This window comes from Deefgea piscis, assembly GCF_013284055.1.
In the GTDB taxonomy this organism is placed as follows: Bacteria; Pseudomonadota; Gammaproteobacteria; order Burkholderiales; family Chitinibacteraceae; genus Deefgea; species Deefgea piscis.
The window spans coordinates 621,910-641,018 of record NZ_CP054143.1; the positions used below are offsets into that span (position 1 = coordinate 621,910).

The 19,109-nt window shown below is 48.6% G+C and carries 11 protein-coding genes, 1 tRNA gene and 1 pseudogene; 3 read left to right on the top strand and 10 right to left on the bottom strand.

Annotation, left to right across the window (positions count from 1 at the left end):
* The first annotated feature begins 479 nt into the window (after positions 1 to 479).
* Positions 480 to 3,116, top strand: coding sequence for a family 20 glycosylhydrolase (locus tag HQN60_RS02980; RefSeq protein WP_173532281.1), 2,637 nt, complete (start codon positions 480 to 482; stop codon positions 3,114 to 3,116).
* A 125-nt stretch (positions 3,117 to 3,241) separates the two neighbouring features.
* Here HQN60_RS02980 and HQN60_RS02985 read toward each other — a convergent pair whose 3' ends face one another.
* From HQN60_RS02985 to mltF, 5 genes are all read right to left on the bottom strand, one after another.
* Complete coding sequence (locus tag HQN60_RS02985; RefSeq protein ID WP_173532282.1) at positions 3,242 to 5,551, bottom strand: response regulator; 2,310 nt, start codon at positions 5,549 to 5,551, stop codon at positions 3,242 to 3,244.
* Positions 5,548 to 7,893, bottom strand: a complete 2,346-nt coding sequence (locus tag HQN60_RS02990; protein ID WP_173532283.1) for an ATP-binding protein — start codon at positions 7,891 to 7,893, stop codon at positions 5,548 to 5,550. Before HQN60_RS02990 ends, HQN60_RS02985 begins: the two co-directional genes overlap by 4 nt.
* Positions 7,894 to 8,348: 455 nt before the next feature.
* A complete protein-coding gene (gene nagZ, locus HQN60_RS02995) occupies positions 8,349 to 9,884 on the bottom strand; it encodes a beta-N-acetylhexosaminidase (RefSeq protein ID WP_173532284.1) in 1,536 nt (511 codons plus the stop codon).
* Between the two features lie 105 nt (positions 9,885 to 9,989).
* A complete protein-coding gene (gltX, locus tag HQN60_RS03000; protein ID WP_173532285.1) occupies positions 9,990 to 11,378 on the bottom strand; it encodes a glutamate--tRNA ligase in 1,389 nt (462 codons plus the stop codon).
* A gap of 132 nt (positions 11,379 to 11,510) precedes the next feature.
* Positions 11,511 to 12,968, bottom strand: coding sequence for a membrane-bound lytic murein transglycosylase MltF (mltF, locus tag HQN60_RS03005; protein ID WP_173532286.1), 1,458 nt, complete (start codon positions 12,966 to 12,968; stop codon positions 11,511 to 11,513).
* Between the two features lie 405 nt (positions 12,969 to 13,373).
* Here mltF and HQN60_RS03010 point away from each other — a divergent pair.
* A tRNA-Ser gene (locus HQN60_RS03010) sits at positions 13,374 to 13,463 on the top strand.
* A gap of 59 nt (positions 13,464 to 13,522) precedes the next feature.
* On the opposite strand, the pseudogene ulaA reads toward HQN60_RS03010, so the two are convergent.
* The 3 genes and pseudogenes from ulaA to HQN60_RS03025 all read right to left on the bottom strand — a co-directional run bounded on the left by ulaA (position 13,523) and on the right by HQN60_RS03025 (position 15,527).
* A pseudogene (gene ulaA / locus HQN60_RS16425) lies at positions 13,523 to 14,781 on the bottom strand (PTS ascorbate transporter subunit IIC).
* A gap of 15 nt (positions 14,782 to 14,796) precedes the next feature.
* Positions 14,797 to 15,066, bottom strand: a complete 270-nt coding sequence (locus HQN60_RS03020; RefSeq protein WP_173532287.1) for a PTS sugar transporter subunit IIB — start codon at positions 15,064 to 15,066, stop codon at positions 14,797 to 14,799.
* A gap of 11 nt (positions 15,067 to 15,077) precedes the next feature.
* On the bottom strand, positions 15,078 to 15,527 hold the full coding sequence (locus tag HQN60_RS03025) for a PTS sugar transporter subunit IIA (RefSeq protein ID WP_173532288.1): 450 nt from the start codon (positions 15,525 to 15,527) through the stop codon (positions 15,078 to 15,080).
* Between the two features lie 305 nt (positions 15,528 to 15,832).
* Here HQN60_RS03025 and HQN60_RS03030 point away from each other — a divergent pair, with 305 nt between their 5' ends.
* The gene (locus tag HQN60_RS03030) at positions 15,833 to 16,867 is read left to right on the top strand and encodes a hypothetical protein (protein WP_173532289.1); all 1,035 of its coding nucleotides are present in this window, start codon (positions 15,833 to 15,835) and stop codon (positions 16,865 to 16,867) included.
* A gap of 2 nt (positions 16,868 to 16,869) precedes the next feature.
* Here HQN60_RS03030 and HQN60_RS03035 read toward each other — a convergent pair whose 3' ends face one another.
* Together HQN60_RS03035 and HQN60_RS03040 are read right to left on the bottom strand one after the other, a co-directional pair.
* Entirely contained in the window at positions 16,870 to 18,078 is a 1,209-nt protein-coding gene (locus HQN60_RS03035) for an acetate/propionate family kinase (RefSeq protein WP_173532290.1), read from the bottom strand.
* Positions 18,075 to 19,049, bottom strand: coding sequence for a phosphate acetyltransferase (locus HQN60_RS03040; protein ID WP_173532291.1), 975 nt, complete (start codon positions 19,047 to 19,049; stop codon positions 18,075 to 18,077). The genes HQN60_RS03035 and HQN60_RS03040 overlap by 4 nt, the downstream gene beginning before the upstream one ends.
* Positions 19,050 to 19,109 lie beyond the last annotated feature (60 nt).

Consider the following 19,109-nt stretch of genomic DNA (forward strand, 5'->3'; position numbering starts at 1 on the left):
CAGCCCACTACTGTGGTATTTAATTAAAACCCTGCGGCATATTATTCCATATGGATATTCGAGCTAATTAACCTCATTAATGCCAAATTATTTAAAATATATAAAAATATCAATTCGCAACTTTATAACGAGACAGACTATTGAAAAAATAAAGACAAATGAGCCTTATTGATAAACAACAAAGCTTATCCAGTTAATCATCCGCATTTAATTACAAATCACTCAATTCCAACGCATTACATCGCGCATATCGTAAAAATCATTAATTGACTAGGCAATTATCACCATCGAGCGATGGCTGTTAATTTTCGTCGAAGCAACCTTACAATGAAGATTCACACACAAAAAAAAATAATAAAAATTCAATGAATTCAACTCAATAAGCCAAGGCTTACTACGAGATTTTAATTGCTTTCGTTGCCCCTGGTTTATTGCTTGCGTCATAAGAATTTTATTAATTAGTTTTAAATGGAATCGATATGCAACCTCAAGTTAAAATAATTTCAGTACTCGTCGGCGCTTTATTTTCAGGTTTGTCCGTTGCCAGCCCTAGCGCAGAAACTTTAGCCAAACAATTACAAGTGCATGTAGAAATTAAAGGCGCAGAAGCTGAAAACACCTGTCAGCAACTTGGTGCTGATTGGGCCACCTGCTACCGCTCTACCATTACATTGAGCAATATCGGCAAAACATTAAACGACAAAGATTTCTCAATCATCATCCCGTCACCAAGAAGAATTTTAAGTGTGGTTGGCGATCAATTTAAAATTGAACACATCACCGGTGATTTAAACCGTTTAACGCCAACCGATAAATTTGCAGGGATTGCTGCCGGCAAAAGCATCCAAATTAATTTAATCAGTGAATATTGGCACGTTAGTGATTTTGATACCTTCCCACGCTGGATGGTGAGCGCCAATGGCCAAACCAAAACCATCAAAAACACCGATACCGAAGACGTTACTCAATTTGCGACGCCGCTGACCACCGCCCAAGGCAAGCGTGCCAGCTCAGATCAAAATCTGATTTTAGATAGCCTAAAACGCTATGACGTTTACACCGCAAAAATCGATGCTGCTGCCGCTAAAGATCGAATTATTCCCGCGCCGATTGAACAAAAAATCACCAAAGCAAATAGCGTTTCAATCCAACATGGTTTGTTCTTAAATCAGGTGCCTGCGGATAGCAAAGACGTTTTTGCCCAAGCACTTAAAAAATATAAACTCCTCGCCAAAAATAAAGACCAAGCTTTGCTGGTCAATATTGCAATTGATCCAAGCAAAATCCAATTGCCTGAAGCGAAAAAAGACGGTGGTTATACATTAATCATTCAAGACGGCGTAGCACAAGTGCATGGTTTTGATGCCGCGGGTGCCATGAATGGTTTTAATTCATTACTCTCGCTGATCGATATTCAATCGAAAGACAATCTCTCTGCGATGGTGGTGAATGATGCACCACGCTACGAATATCGTGGCATGATGCTCGATACGGCACGTAATTTTAAATCTAAACAGCATGTTTTGAGTTTAATTGACCAAATGAGCCAATTAAAATTAAACAAACTGCATTTGCATTTAAGTGATGATGAAGGCTGGCGTTTACAAATCAATGGCTTGGATGAATTAACCAGTGTTGGCGCACAGCGCGGCTTGAATTCAAGCAATGAACAAACTCAATTATTGCCGCAATTGGGCCATGGTACTGAGCCACAAAAATCCGATGGTTTTTATACTCGTGCTGATTTTATTGAAATCTTAAAATACGCTAAAGCCCGCAATATTGAAGTGATTCCAGAAATCGACATGCCCGGCCACTCACGCGCCGCCGTGGTTTCCATGGAAGCGCGCTACAATAATCTAATGAAAGCTGGCAATAAAAAAGCGGCCGAACAATATCGTTTATTAGATCCAAGCGACACGTCGCAAGTGACCACCGTTCAGTTTTATGACAAGAAAGGCTTTATGAATGTCTGCCTGCCGTCATCAAAAGACTTTGCGAAAAAAGTCATTGCTGAAGTCAATGCCATGTATACCGAAGCCGGTGTGCAATTAAGCACTTGGCATTACGGTGGCGATGAAGCGAAAAACATTATGCTTGGTGGTGGTTATGCCAGCGCAGCCGAGGCTAAACCGGGCCAAGGCATTATTGATAAAAAAGCACAAAATTTCCCTTATGAGAAATCACCTGCTTGCCAAGCTTTGGTTAAAAACGGCACTGTCGGCTCATTTGATGAATTAACCACTTGGTTTGGTAAAGAGATTAATAAAGAGCTCGTGCCACACAAAATTAGTTCATTCCAAAGCTGGCAAGATGGTTTGTCGCATTTAAAGAGTGCCAGCGAAATGACGGTTAAACCAACCGTTAACGTTTGGGATACTTTATTCTGGGGCGGCACTGAGGTTGTTTCTAAATTTAATCAAAAAGGATTTGATATTGTTTTATCCAATCCAGATTATTTATACCTCGATATGCCCAATGAAATCGATCCTGCAGAACGTGGCTATTACTGGGCGGCGCGGGCGAACCCATTGAAAAAGATTTTCTCTTTTGCGCCGGGTAATTTAGCGCAAAACGCTGAAACCAGCGTCGATCGCGATGGCAAGGCAATGAGCATTACCTCACCCGCCACAGCACCAAGCATTAAAGGGATCTCGGGTCATTTATGGTCAGAAACGCAAAGAACCGATGCGCAAGCTGAATACATGATTTATCCAAGAATTTTTGCGATTGCCGAACGGGCGTGGAATAAACCAAGCTGGGAAAACTTTACCGCCAACACGGTTTATTCGAGCGAAAGCAAACATGTGGATCAACAAGCACTCGACAATGATTACAATCGTTTTGTGAATGCCGTTGGCGCACGTGGCTTAGAAAAACTCGATGCGCATCACATTCAATATCGTTTGCCAAAAGTCGGCGCTAAAATCGTGAATGGCGTGTTAAATGCCAATACTGAAATTCCAAATGTACAAATTCAGTATTCAACCGATGGCAAACAATGGCTGGTTTACGATGCTAATAAAAAACCAGCGGTCGCTGGCAGCGTTTGGGTTAGAACCAGCAACGCTGACCAGAAAAACCCACGTTTTGGTCAAGTGTCTAAAGTGCAATAAACCGCAGTCAAAACCAAACGCCAGCAAGTAAACTACGCCCCAAAAATTGGACACCCGTCCATCTTTTTGGGGCGTTTTTATGTCCAATTCAACGCTGCAAATGCAGCACCTTTAGCAATGAACCATCACGACGATTCAGTGGCGAGAATATCTTCCAGTAAAGTTAATGCTTTGGCAAAATCGCTGTTCTCAATTGCATGCTGAATGACGGTAAAGTTTGCACCCAAGCCGCTACGCAGCGCGGCGTCAAACGTCAAAATGTAATCGGTGGCGCTGGCATCGTAGGTTTGCAGTAATTCCAGCAAATTTTGGTAAACCAACAACATTTCCTCAGCAGGCAGCGCGACAAAATGACTCGCTGCAGTGGGGCTATCTGCGCCAACGAGCTGCTGCAGTTGCAACAACAAGGATTTCAGTACCACTGCGGTCGCAGTAATTTCTTCGTCGATTCGCGCTCGGGGCAGCGTTAAGCGAATCGCCATTTCTAGCTGTTCTGCAATGGCCTGAACCCCTTCCGCACTAATATTGGCGGCAGCACCTTTCAGTGTGTGCGCCATACGCTCGGCCGATTTGACGTCCCCCAGATCCAGCGCCGAACGAATTAAATCAGGAATATCGGCCTGCGATTGAATGAAGGTTTTAAGCAGAGTGCGATACAGCTGCGTATTTTGGTTCACTCTGCGCAAACCCGACTTGATGTTCAATCCTTCTATTCGTGCGGGCAGCGCCAGATCTAGCATAGAATCCTGAGTTAGCGCGGCGAACGGAGCACTAAATAATTGCTCGGGTCCCTTTTCGGGTAGCCAGCGCAGCAGCGTTGACCACAATGTCTCCGGTTCGATTGGTTTACCGACAAAATCGACCATACCAGCCGCCAAGCATCGCTCACTATCACCTTGCATCGTATTGGCGGTCATCGCCACAATCGGAATATGGCACCAGTTTGAATTTTGTCGAATATGTTGTGTGGTTTCGATGCCATCCATAACCGGCATTTGCATGTCCATCAAAATCAAGGCATACGGGGATTCTGGCGCGCAAGCCTGCAATTTCTCAATCGCAATGCCACCATGCTCAGCAACGTCAATGACAAAACCTGCAGTGCGCAATAACTCAGTGGCAACCATCTGATTCAGTTCGTTATCTTCCACCAACAACAAGCGGGTGCCTTTATGGCGGCTGAGTTCGGCAAGAATATTGCTATATCGATTTGCACTAGGTATAACTCTACAGGCATTTAATTCAGACTGCTGCATGGCAATACCTATGCTCGCAGTAAACCAGAAGCAAGAGCCCTTCCCTTCTGTACTTTCCACTCCGACGCTTCCGCCCATGAGTTCAGCCAAACTTTTTGAAATCGCCAAACCCAGACCGGTTCCGCCGTATTTACGTGTAGTCGATGCATCGGCCTGACTAAAGCTGCAAAACAGCCGTCCTATCTGTTCGGCGCTCAATCCAATACCGGTATCCTGAACTTCAAAGTACAGTTTGGCGGTACTTTCCTTGCGTTCCAGAAGTTTCACTTTCACAGAGACCGATCCGGCATGGGTGAATTTGATCGCATTATTGACGTAATTGATTAAAATTTGCGCTAGACGTAATGGATCACCAATCAGTGATTGCGGTAGCTCGGGAGAGAGTTCACAGCTGATCGCCAAGCCTTTCTCCTTGGCTTTATCTCGGGTCACCACCAGCATATCGTCCAGCAACTTGCCAAGCTCAAAATGGATCGACTCAATCGCTAAATGCCCCGCCTCAATCTTGGAAAAATCCAAAATATCATTTAACAGCCCTAATAAATGGTGGCTTGAGCTTTGGATTTTATGCAGATAATCCTGCTGCTGCGCATCAAGCTCGGTGCGTAGCGCCAAAAAGGTGAGACCAATAATCGCGTTCATCGGCGTACGAATTTCGTGGCTCATATTGGCCAAAAAATTACTTTTCATCCGATTGGCTTCATCAGCAGCCGCCTCGGCACGTTTGCGCTCAGTGTTTTCATTGAGCAATGCCCGACGCACTCGTGACAGCTTGATGTGGGTGGTGACACGCGCCAACAGCACTTCGGCCAGAAACGGCTTGCTAACAAAATCAACCCCGCCACTCTGGTAGGCTTTAACGATGTCTGCGCCTTCCGAAATCGAACTCAGAAAAATGACCGGAATATCGTGCGTCACGGGATCTTTTTTGAGCTGCTGGCAAGTTTCGTAACCATCCATTCCCGGCATATTGATGTCGAGCAAAATTAAATCTGGCAGGCTGACCTGCACCGATTTCAAAGCCATTTCACCATTGTTAGCCAGCCGGAAACGCACGCCTTTTTCTGACAGAATAGAGCGCAGCAATTTCAAGTTATTGGGGTTATCGTCGACGGCCAGAATCTGCACATCAATTAAAGACTCATTACCCCAATCGCTAACCAAGGTTTGATCGTTCATTCCACAACCAGCGGTTTGAGTTGTAGCCGAGCAAACAACTCAAGCCGTTCCAGATTCAGCTCGTCAAGCTGCGTTTGCAAGGCCATCGCCAAATCCTGATCGGTCGCTGCCAAGGTCTGAATCATCGTTTGCACCTGATCAGTCTCGCCGCTCAGGGTGGCAGCGTGAAAGGCTTTACGCCACGGTATTTCCATATAGGACAGATTGGCACTGTCGAGCAACTCTTCGTCGGACATCGTATCGCCATCGCTGAGAATTTCATCACTGTAGATGTATTTGATACCCAATAAGCGCTGCATTGTCGACAGCAGCAGCGATTCGCGTATTGGTTTAAACAGCACATCGTCCACGCCACTATCCAGAATATTGGCACGCTCTTCGGCCAGCACGCTGGCGGTCATGCAGACAATTTTTACTTTGTCGCCGCCTGGAAGCTGCCGAATTGCGCGGGTGGCTTCATCACCATTCATGCCGGGCATCACGAGATCGGTCCAGATAAAATCGGGCTGAAAACTACTAAATAACGCAATGGCTTCCTGACCGCAATCAGCGCTGCGTACATCAAAACCGATGGCGCCGAGCAGGTTTTCAATCACCGAGCGAATCAAAAATACATCGTCAACGATCAATACTTTAACGCGCGGCTGATCAGGTGCTAGCCCGATCACTTCGCGCAGACTTTCCTGCATGGCCTCTGACTGAACAACCTGCACTTGAATATTAAAACCGAAAGAGCTGCCCGCGCCGGGGGTCGAGCGCACAGTCATCGTTCCTCCCATCAGCTCCACAAATTTTTGGCTCAGCACCAGCCCCAAACCCGTGCCTTCTTGCGACTGTCGTCCTGCCTGACCTTGCTGAAACGGAGTGAATAATTTGTCCATCTCTTCAGCGCTCATGCCAGGGCCCGTATCGCTCACTTCTACAAATACGCTGCCAAAATCGGGCGTTGCCCCGGCAGTAAAGCCGGCGAGCAGCCGCACTTCGCCCTGCGTCGTAAATTTAATGGCATTACTCAGTAGATTTAGCAAAATCTGACGGAATTTAAGTTCGTCGGTTCGGATAAAATCAGGTAAGTCGCTGGCAAATTCTTTGATAAATTGCAGGTCTTTCTTTTCGGCGCGCATGCCAATCATTGACGACACGGTTTTTAAAAAGATCGGCAGGTTGAGATCGTTTTCCAGCAGTTCCATCCGGCCCGACTCAACCTTGGCCATGTCCAGCACTTCATTGATCAGCGACAGCAGATGACTACCACTGTGGTTGATGATGTTGACGTATTCCTTGTTGACTTTGGATAGGCTATGGTCGTGCTTCATGACCTCGGCAAAACCGATTACGGCATTGAGCGGCGTGCGTAATTCGTGGCTCATATTGGCCAAAAAACTACTTTTGGCACGCTCGGCGGCTTCGGCGGCTTCTTTTGCTTGACGCAAAGTTTCAGAGGCCAGGCGCTCGGCCGTCACATCCCAGTTAGTGCCTAAGATCCGCGTAACACAACCCGCTTGATCTTTAAAAGCCTGCGCTAATCCTTTTAAATAACGAGGTGAGCCGCTAATGGTCGACACGCGAAATTCCTGCTCAAATGGCGTACCTTCGTTCACCGTTGCTTCCCAAGCGCTTTGCACCCGCGCTCTATCCTGCGGCACGATGAGCTCCAGCCATTCGGCTGGGGAATAAGCAAAACGATTGGGGCGCTGTTCATACAGATTGTGCATCTGCTCATCCCAATCAAAACGCTGGCTCGCTAGCTCCAGCCCCCATACACCGACATTACCAGCACGGACGGCCAACTTGGTGCGCTCCTGCGCCAGCAGAATCTGATGGTTCAAATCATCAATACGCCGAGCACCAAGACGGATTTCCATTTGGTCCATCACCAATTGCCCCAGACAAGCCAAATCTTCTAATTCAGCTTCGGTGACTTCGCGCGGCTGAGTGCCCAAACAGCACAACATGCCAAGGTTGTAATTGTCGTGCGTTTTTAACGGTACGCCGACGTAAAAACGCAGGCCAAACTCCCCCGCCACCAGCGGGTTACTCAACGAGCGGGGATCTTTGATTGCATTCGTCAAAACATAAGGCGTGTCGCCCAGAATCCCAGAAGCGCATAGACCAGGGTCGCGATCGATTTGCGGTACATCAACACCATAGTGCGATTTAAACCAAATCCGATCCGTATCAACCAAGCTCACAATCGCAATCGGCACGCCAAATAGTTTGGCCGCCAATTTAGTCACACTATCAAACGTGCCATCGGGCGGCGTATCCAGAATATCGTAGCGACGCAGTGCTGCAATACGCTGGGTTTCATTGGCGGGAATGATGGCTGGATCGACGAGCATGGAAGTCTCCTAATGGCCTGCCCCAACCCAGTGCCATTCGTGGCTAGCGGGAGCCTAGTCGTCGTGCAGCTAACACTCGTCCTGCACGAAGATGTGGCGATTGGGGAAATAAATAGACAATCAATTGCTAATTGCGCTGAGAAAGCAATGCCATTTGCATACAGAGCGGCGGCGCTTTCACTTTTACAATCTAGTACATACACGCAGAGATTGGTAAGAAAGCTTGCAGATATTTCCGATTTAAGATTACAAATAAAACAGGAAAACAGAAAGAAATAACCAATGAAAAGTAAGCAAACGCCTGATGGGCAATAGCAAAGCGGCATAGCTTGAGAAAACAGTCCATCTATGATGGATAGACATAGCGGCTGCACCGCAATGGGTATTGTGGTGCAGCACACTACTTTAAAGCCCTAGAAGGCAATACCTAGAATATTACAGATTCAACACCACACTTATATCAAGCGTTTGGCTATTGCCGCCAGAGCGGCTGGGCGATTACCAAATGCGGCATACGTCGCAGCCGCTGCGGGTGCTAAGTCCATGTCATACGGCAAACGACCGGCAATCAACCACAGCTTTTCTGCTGGCAAACTCGCGACTAAATCGCGCTGCCCGATTGATAAGCACGCATTATATGTTTGCAACACCACTTGCTCAGCATCGGCCAGCATGGCCAACACTGCAGCTTGCTCTGCCTGCGTAGCTTGCGGCGAAATAATGACTTCCTTTACTGCCATCCCTGCTGCCAATAACAACGGTAGCAAAGTGCCGCGTGCCGCTTGGGATTGCCCCAAAGCGACTTCGTCGATTTCGGTGCGAGTTTGAATCTCAACGGTAATCAATAATGTCGATTTCGCGGCATCCAACGCTCGCCCCTCACCCAACACGGCCTGCTGCTGAATCTTCGCCGCCAGCTCAAGCGATTGAGCACTACGCAGCGAATGAATCGACGCGCTTTGCCACTGTTGTACTGCTGCAGTCTGCTTAAGCCGCGCAATTCGCGCCAATGATTGCTCAAGTCTTTTCACTGAAAGACTGCCGTTTTGCACATCGGCTTGCAAGGCTTGCACCGTTGCACGCTGCCAAGCCACGGTATGCGACACCAGCACAATATCAGCGCCTGCATGAATCGCCTGCACTGCGCCCGCCACCGTGCCAACACCGGCGGCAATCGCGCCCATTTCAAGGCAATCGGTAAATACCACACCGTCAAAGCCCATTTCATCGCGCAGCAAACCCGTCAACACCGCGTGCGACAAGGTTGCTGGTGTATTGGGATCGGGTTCAAACGCAGGGAAAACCACGTGCGCGGTCATAATCGCATCGACGCCAGCGGCAATCGCCGCGCGAAATGGCGCGAGCTCAACCTCAAACAAACGCGCTTGATCCTGCGCGACCAACGGCAAGCCGTAATGCGAATCGGCAGCGGTATCGCCGTGCCCCGGGAAATGCTTGGCCGTTGCCGCAACGCCCGCAGCCTGAATGCCGCGCATCGCCGCCAAACCATATTCATTGACTGTGGCCACGTTTTCACCAAACGAGCGCACGCCAATCACTGGATTTTGGCGGTTATTATTAATATCCAAATCAGGGGCAAAATTAATATTGATGCCCATCTGCCGCAATTCATCGGCGCCAATCTGATGCAAGGCGGCGCAATCGGCAGCGCTACCACCAATCGGGTACGCCATAGCAGATGGCAGCGGCGTAACGCCATTTTCAATCCGCATCACCATGCCGCCCTCTTGGTCAATCCCAATCAACAGCGGAATTGCCGAGACTTCGGCGTTAATCTCTTGCAGTCGACGACATAGCGCAGCGACTTGTGCCGGCGATTCAATATTGCGGCGAAACAAAATCACGCCGCCAATGCGCTGCTGGCGAATCAGACTTTCAATCTCTTGATTCACCACCAAACCATCAAAACCCACCATCAGCAATTGGCCGATTTGTTCCTGTAATGGAATCGGCGAAACAGCACTAGACATCAAAATATCCTTTGGCAATCGGCCCATGGCGATTGTTTAATCTGCAAAAAAAAAGGCCAAGATGGGCTTGGCCTTTTGACACTCAGTTAGCAAATCATTGCAAGTTTAAGCCACTAAACGGCGCAGCACTTCCTCACGGCCAAGCAGCGCTAATACCGCGTCCACCGATGGCGTATTGGTGATGCCGCAGACTTTGGCGCGAATTGGCATGCCTACTTGCGGCATTTTTACGCCTTGTTGCTTCACAAACTCTTTAATCAACGCGCCCAAACTTGCCGCGTCCCATGTTGCCAACGATGCCGCTGCCTCAGCAAATAGCTTCAAGCGTTCTTCATCGGTCGGCGTCAGATGTTTATCGGCGATTTCTTGTGTTGGCGTTAAAGCACGATAGAAATATTCAGCTTGATCGGCCATTTCAACTAAGGTTTGGCAACGATCTTTCAGCAAGGCGCACACGTCAGCGAGCGCTGGGCCGCCTTCCGTTGACACACCTTTATCGGCCAAAAAGCCAGCAACGCGCGCCGCGAGTTGCGCTGGATCGGCCGCTTTGATGTATTGGGCATTGGTCCACAGCAATTTATCGCGGTCCATCCGGCTTGGGCTGCCGCTGACGTCTTTTAAATCGAACCATTCAATAAATTGCGTTAACGAGAAAATCTCATCGTCGCCATGGCCCCAACCCAAGCGTGCCAAATAATTGAGCAGCGCTTCAGGCAAAATACCTTGCTTATCGTAATCAACCACCGACACCGCATCGCGGCGCTTCGACAATTTAACGCCTTGATCGTTATGAATCATTGGTAAATGGGCAAACAAAGGTACCGTTGCATCTAGCGCTTGGTAAATCACAATTTGCCGTGGGGTGTTGTTCACATGGTCGTCACCGCGAATAACGTGGGTAATTTGCATATCCCAATCGTCAACCACCACGCAGAAGTTATACGTTGGCGTGCCATCCGGGCGCGCCAAGATCAAATCATCCAGTTCATCATGGCTGATTTCGATGCGACCTTTCACTTGGTCGTACCACACCACCGAGCCGCCCATTGGGGTTTTAAAACGCACGACTGGGGTGATATCGCTCGGAATCGCTGGCAAGGTTTTGCCAGTTTCTGGTCGCCAAGCACGGTTGTAACGTGGTTTTTCACCCCGGCTTTCGGCTTCTGCACGTTGCGCTTCGAGCTCTTCTTTACTGCAATAGCAGTAATAAGCATGGCCTGAATCGAGTAAATGCTGGATCACGGTTTTGTAGCGATCCATTCTTTGCATTTGGTAAAACGGGCCTTCGTCGTAGTCCAAACCCACCCAATGCATGCCATCCATAATGGCGGCAACCGATTCTGGCGTTGAGCGCTCTAGATCGGTGTCTTCAATCCGCAAAACAAATTGGCCACCGTGTTTTTTGGCAAAAGCCCAAGAAAACAGCGCAGTGCGAACACCGCCAATGTGTAAGAGGCCAGTTGGAGAAGGGGCAAAACGAGTGCGAACTTTCATGGGCGCAGATCCGGCGAAAAGCAAAGATACTATTGTACCGGAAATGCGCAGCAATACAGCCCCAAAGCCATCTTTCAAAAGCTATACGGCGGGCTGAATTTTTTGGAAATTAATGCGGCAAACAGCAACAAATTACAAGGCGGCAACTTGGCGCGGTTTAGCCTGACTGAGCTTGCTATTGATGTCTAAGGTCAGATTACCCGGATTGTCGACCATCACCGTAGTCGAGAATTCTGGCGCAGTGATTTTGCTCGGCTGCTCAAAACGCACCAAAATATCGTAATAGGTTTTCAGTCTTTCAACATAAATCACCGGTGCACCGCCGCGCGCATAACCGTATTTTAAGGTACTAAAATGCTCGGCTTTACGCAGCAAAGGTAAAACGCCTTTTAGATCAGTCCAGCTATCTGGATTTTTATCTAAACGCTGCGCCAAGGTGCGCGCATCCTCAACATGGCCCAAGCCAATATTATACGCGGCCAAAGCTTGCCAAGTGCGATCCGGCTCTGGCACACGCTCAGGAATGCCTTTACGCATCAGTTGCACATAACGCGCGCCGCCCAAGATGCTTTCTTGTGGGTCAAGACGATTTACGCCAAGTAAAGACGCAGTATCGTTGGTCAGCATCATAATGCCGCGCACGCCAGTCGGTGAAACGGAGGCGTTGTCCCAATGCGATTCTTGGTAGGCTAAAGCGGCCAATAAGCGCCAATCAATGCCGGTTTCAGCTTCCGCTTTTAAGAAGGTCGCTTTAAATTGTGGCAACGTCGATTTGATACGACTCAGATAAGTCAGCGCATCGACTGGATCGACTCGGTTGATGTGGCCGTAGTAACGGTCTTGCAACCGGCCTAATGAGCCATCGGCCATCGCTTGGCGGAAAAACGCTGACACCATGGTCGGCAGTTGGCTGTCGCCTTCCATCATGGCCCACGATAATTGCTGAGCACTGTCGCCAAAAGACTTGGAGATCGCCACATTGGGATAATAATTTTGGGCAATATCGGCCGCATGCGAATCCACGACGGCGTAATCGAGTTTGCCGGACGCCACCAATTCAATCAAATCTTCGTTATCGACTTGATCAACGGTGTTCCAGAGTAAATTTGGAAACTTAATTTTATGTTGCTGCAGTGAAGCGGTGTATTGCGGCAAGGTACTGAGCGTGCCTTGACCTTGTTCGATCTGACGCAAAACATTGCTTTCATTGCGCACTGCGGGATAAACCAGAACCGGTTTCACCGTTTGATAGCCCGGACCAAACACCAAGCCCTCACCATCGATATCACGATGCACACCGACGGCCATATGCGCTTCTTTACGCTTTAAACGCTGCACCACTTCGCCATACGTCGCGGCCATAATAAAGCGAACTTTTAAACCATGCGCCTCGGCAAAACGGGTGACTAAATCGTATTCAATCCCCGCATAACGCCCTTCGGCATCCACGTATAAAGTGGTTGGTCCATTTTGTACCAGCACGGTCAATTCTTTTGACTCCGCCCATGGTAATACACGTTGTGCTGTTGACGAAAGGTTGCCACAGCCCAAAAGTAAACACGCTGAGAGCGCAGTTAAGAATCTCTTCATGCCTAGCCTGTTGATCGTTAAGTTGGACGCATTGTGCCAAGATATTTGAAAAACAACAAATTATTCAAGCACATCTGTGAAATGTACCTGCAAGCCCGCGCCCAAAAAAACGCCGCCAAGCAGCGTCAATTCAAGCGTTGCACAAAAAAACACCTCTGAATTTTATTCAGAAAATAAAAATATTTCTTCGCCGCTGCTCACCAAGAAAATGCAGCTACCTTACAAATAATGGCACAAACCACACAAAAACCACATAGACAAACTTACACAATGCTGACAATCACTCAACCGATCAGCCTTAAAGCAAATTAACCAGCAACTCAATTTCGCTCACGCCACAGAGATAGCGGCCAAGCAAGCGACTTGGCAAATTAAGTTTGCGCGCGTAAAATTCGCCCTCTTGCTGGAGAGGTGGCAGAGTGGTTGAATGTACCTGACTCGAAATCAGGCGTAGTAGCGATACTATCGGGGGTTCGAATCCCCCTCTCTCCTCCAAGCCCAATACAAAAAGCCCTGATGCAATCATCAGGGCTTTTTTCATGCTCAAGCGTTGCTTAATTGCTGATAAACATAAAACCAGTCAGCAATAAACCCACAACACCAAAATCAGTATCGCCAAAAGTGGTACCGGCAAAGCCTAATGCACCTAAGCTGCCCAATAACAAGGCCGGCAAGAAGCTAATCAACAAACCATTCACAAATGAGCCAACGATTGCGCCACGTAGTCCACCGGTGGCATTGCCATAAACGCCTGCCGTAGCACCGGTAAAAAAGTGCGGGATCAAGCCTGGAACAATCACCGCCAAACCGATAGCTGGCGTAATAAACATCGCCAACAAGCCGCCGATAAAGCTAAACAAGAAACCAATCACCACCGCATTAGGGGCAAATGGAAAGATCGCTGGGCAATCGAGCGCCGGTTTGGCATTCGGAATTAATTTATCCGAGATGCCTTTAAAGGCCGGTACGATTTCCGAGATCAATAAACGCACCCCCGCTAAGATGATGTATACGCCTGCAGAGAACGTCAGTGCTTGCTTAAAGCCATATACGATGAAGTTCACGCCACCAGATAAATTTTGCTCGATGTAATCACTACCAGCGGCCATTGAAACAACAAAGAATAACACCGCCATAGTTAAGGCCATTGAAATCGAGGTATCACGCAAAAACCGCAGTGAATCAGGGACTTTAATGTCTTCAGTCGAGCGACCATTTTTGCCCACTAGCTGACCGATCCAACCGGCCGCCAAATAACCAAATGAACCAAAATGACCCAAGGCAAAGTTGTCACTGCCAGTGACTTTGCGCGTTAAAGGTTGCAGCAAGGCCGGCATCACCACCATCAAGCAGCCCAATATGCACCCCCAAATAACACCACACTCCAGCTGCTATAACCGCCAGTGCTGAGCACCGCCACAATCAAACACGCCATAAATAAGGTGTGATGACCGGTTAAAAAGATGTATTTGAGTGGCGTAAAGCGCGCCAACAACAAATTAAACACCATCCCCAAAATCATCACATAGGCGGTTTGCGAGCCAACTTCTTTTAATGCCAGCGCGGTAATGCCTTCATTATTCGGAATCGTGCCCTTTAATCCATAGGCGTGATCAAAGACTTGGCGAAACACATCGAGCGAACCAATTAAGATTTGCGCACCGGCACCTAAAATCACAAAACCCAGAATGGTTTTAATCGTTCCGCCAATCACGTCGGAGATTTTGGCTTTTTGCAGCAATAAGCCCGACAAGGCAAAAATACCAATCAAAATCGCGGGGTCAGATAAAACATCGAGTAGAAATTTAATCATCAGCTTGGCCTAGATTTATTGATTGAGTTTTAATTCAAGCGCGGCGCGCACTTCGGCTTTATCCATAATATTGCGCACCCCGGCTAATTGGCGGCTACCATCATCGAGCTGGCTCATGATTTCGTGTGAACCGACAAATAAATCAGCCACTTCACCTTTGGCCGAAAATAAATCGGTATGACCCACTTCAGCATTCACGCCCATTTCTTTAAGCACTGAATTCACCGTCATTTCCAGCATCATGCTGCTACCCAAACCATTGCCACAAACGATCATAATTTTCATGGTGATACTCCTTAATTTGAAACGCTATTAATTAATGCCAATACGGCATCTACTGAATCGGCCGCGGCTAAAGCCGCAAATTTTTCTTCATCCATAATTAAATCGGCGAGTTGTTTTAAAGCGCGCTGATGGCTGCGGCTATCAATGGCCGAAAATGCAAATAGCATTCTGGCTTGCTCATCGGGCTCGCTACCAAAGGCCACCGGTTCAGTGAGTTTTAATAAAGACATCCCCATCGCTAATGCACCGGCTTCTGGGCGGGCATGTGGAATTGCCACATCAGGGGCAATCACAATATAAGGGCCCAATTCAATGACATTCGCAATAATGGCATCGATATAGGCTGGCTCAATTGTTCCTCGTGCTAATAAAGGGGCGCATGATTCACGAACTGCTGTTTGCCAATCTGGGCATGAGGTTTTAAATACGATGCTATCGGGGGTTAAAATTTCATTCAACATCTGGCATTCCTCGGTTAAGTCATTCAGCAAAATTCAATGACTTCATGCTACGCCCAATGAAAATGAATAAAACCAACAAAATACCCATAATTAATATTTTTAAACCAAGGGCATAGCGCGCAATGTCGATGCATAAAATCAATACCATAAATAAAAATTAACTGTATTAACATTGACTTAATACCAATACATAAAATTTTTATGCGTACATAATTGATTTATTTCTTTAATGCATAATTATTCATTGGAGCATAAAAATTTCTAATCCAAACCCATGGCACTATCCGCGCCAATCGCTGGCTGCAATGCTATTTCAACTTTGGGAAAACGAGTTGGCTGACTGCATCACCTTGCTGGCACCGCGTGCTGGCGGCAAGAGCCATTTTTTGCAGCATGACCTCGTGCCATGGCTAGAAAAACAAGGTTGGCGCACTCAGTATTTTTCTTGTGCTCAAGTCCCCAGCAAGTTTCTTGAGCTGCGCCTACGCGAAACACTGACCGATTTTGCGATGAATGAGCATTGGCTTAGCCATCAATTACAAAGCCTATTGCGTAAAAACCCAGCCAAAGAAAGTGCCAGCCCAATTGCCGCTTTATTGGCTCAGCTGCATAGCCAGAAAAAACCAGTGGCACTATTAATTGATGACGCGGATTTGCTGCTGCAAAAAGAGCGCGGCATGGTCTTGCTGGAAGAAATCTTCCACGCCATGCCGCCGCATGGTCAGTTCATTAAAATCATTTTCGCCTGCCAGCAACGACACCACGCCGCGTATCCAAGCTTGCTGGCCCAGCATAGTGCCTGCCTCACTCTCCCCGAGATGGGCGCTGGCTATCTAGATCACTTACTCAATTTGTATAAGCAACTCACGCAAAACATCGGCAAATCCAGCGCCATGAGCGACAACTATGCGGGGATTACTTGGGGGCAAATTGATCGCGCCAGCATCATGCCTGCCTTTGAAAAACTCCAGCGCTCACCCGCAGCAATGCGCGCCATGATTGAAGAATTGGTGCTCGATCCGGTGAAATCACTACCGGAAGTGTTAGAGCGACAATTGCAGCGGCAACAGCAAGTGAGTATTGCGGCACTGGGTTGGGAAGATTTGGCGCGTTTAGATCGATTGTTATTGCTGGGGATTGCCGAAGGTCGGCAGCAATTTTATGAGCTGAAATACCGGCTTTGGCTCGCGGAACAAACCGGAAGCACAGCCATTAGCGCCTCGCAAATTCAAAGCAGCTTTAAAAAAATGCAAAGAAATCGAGTGATTGCCCAATTAGCGAATCAATGGCAAATCATTGACCCGCAATTGAGCAAACTACTGCGCCGTAATCACGAATAAACTCAGTGCGTCAGCACCGACGCGGCATGAGCGCGAGTGCGGTGTAAAATCTGCCGAGTGTGTTGGGCAATCATCCATTCTTCATGCGTTGGAATCAACCATGCACTCACTGCACTATCTGCGCGGCTAATGCGGGCAGCACCAGCTTGATTGGCGGCCTCATCCAAATCCAGCCCCAGCCACGCCGCCGCTTGGCAAACACGCTGCCGTATCAGCGGGGCATGCTCGCCAATGCCGGCGGTAAAGACCAAGGCATCGACACCGCCCATGGTTGCCGCCAGCGCGCCCAATTCGCGCGCAATCCGATACACAAATAAATCCACCGCAAACTTGGCCTGAGGATCATCGGAATCGAGCAAGGTGCGCATATCACTCGATATGCCAGAAACCCCCAACAAACCGGACTGTTGATACAGCAGTTTTTCGATGGCGCGCACGTCCATTTTTAATTCATCAATCAGATAGAGCACCACACCGGGGTCTAAATTACCGCAGCGCGTTCCCATGGGCAGGCCATCAACGGCGGTAAAACCCATAGAACTGGCGACACTTTTTCCATCTTGAATCGCACACAGACTAGCGCCATTGCCTAAATGCAGCACCACCACGCGGCGCGCCTGCGCAGCGTATTGTGGCAACACGCTCGTAATATATTCATAAGACAAACCATGAAAACCATAGCGCCGCACCCCCAATTCAGTGATTTGCTGCGGCAACGCAAAGCTTTGTTCTACCGCCGCTTGCGTGCAATGGAATGCCGTATCAAAACAAGCCACTTGTAGTAAATCGGCATGCTGCGCCAACAAGATCGAAATCGGCTTGAGATTATGCGGCTGATGCAATGGTGCCAACGCCGTGAGGCCGCCTAAATCTTGCACAATCGCCGCATTAAGCGCCACGGGCGCGGTATAGCGCATGCCACCATGCACCACCCGATGCCCAACCGCCACTAAATGATGCGGCCCCAATTGCTCACGCAAAAAATCCGCCAAATAGGCGATCGCGCCTTCATGGCCAAGTGACTCCCCTTCAAGCCATTGCTTTTCAGCAATCAACGCCCCTAAGGCATCTTTCACTTTAAATCGCGGCGCAGTATACAGCCCCTCAAGTTGGCCGGTTAAACCAACATTGAGCGCCTCTTCTTGCTGCAAAAATAGCGAAAATTTAAGGCTGGAAGAGCCTGCATTCAAAACTAAAATGGCCTCGCTCATACCGCCACCGTTTGCTTTACATTGACTCGCGGCGACTCGGCCAGCGTTTGCTTTAAACTGAGCCGCTGCGATTCGGCTACCAAAGCGGCCACCGCGCAAGACGCCAAGCGCGTCAATAAAGAATCGGCTCGGCTGGTCAAAATAATCGGCACGCGCGCGCCAAGCACAATGCCAGCGGCATCCGCCCCCGCCATAAAGGTCAAGCTTTTGGCCAGCATATTGCCCGACTCCAAATCTGGCGCCACCAAAATATCGGCCATACCGGCGACTGGAGAGTCGATCTTTTTGATTTGTGCTGCCTGTAGATTGATGGCATTGTCGAGCGCTAATGGCCCATCTAAAATCCCACCGGTAATTTGCTGGCGGTCGGCCATTTTGCACAGCGCCGCAGCTTCAACCGTTGACGGAATATCAGGGTTAACGGTTTCCATTGCCGATAAAATCGCCACTTTTGGGGTACCAAATCCCAAGGCATGCGCCAAATCGATGGCGTTTTGTACAATGTGCACTTTGTCTTTAAGCGTCGGCAAAATATTAATCGCGGCATCGGTAATGATGATGGCGTGATCCAAACTCGGCACATCCATAATAAATGCATGGCTAATTCGCCTTGCGGTGCGCAAACCCGTCGCGGTACGCACCACTGCCGCCATCAATTCATCGGTATGCAAGCTGCCTTTCATCAGCATTCTGGCCTTACCTTGATGCACCAATTGAACAGCCGTTTCGGCTGCGGCTTGGCTATGCGCAACGTCAACCAGCGTAAAACCCGAGATATCTAATTTAAACTCCGCGGCCACCGCCTCAATCTTGCCCCGTGGGCCAACTAAAATCGGCAGCAAAATCCCGGCTTCAGCCGCCTCAACCGCGCCGCGCAGCGAGCTTTCATCGCAAGGATGCACCACCGCCGTGGCCACAGGGCTCAGCGCTTGACTGCGCGCGATCAAGTTTTGATATTTTTCATGCGCCATATTGTTGCCTCTAGGGTCGATTGATATTGGGTTTACCCGCTGCCTTGCTGCGGATTTTGG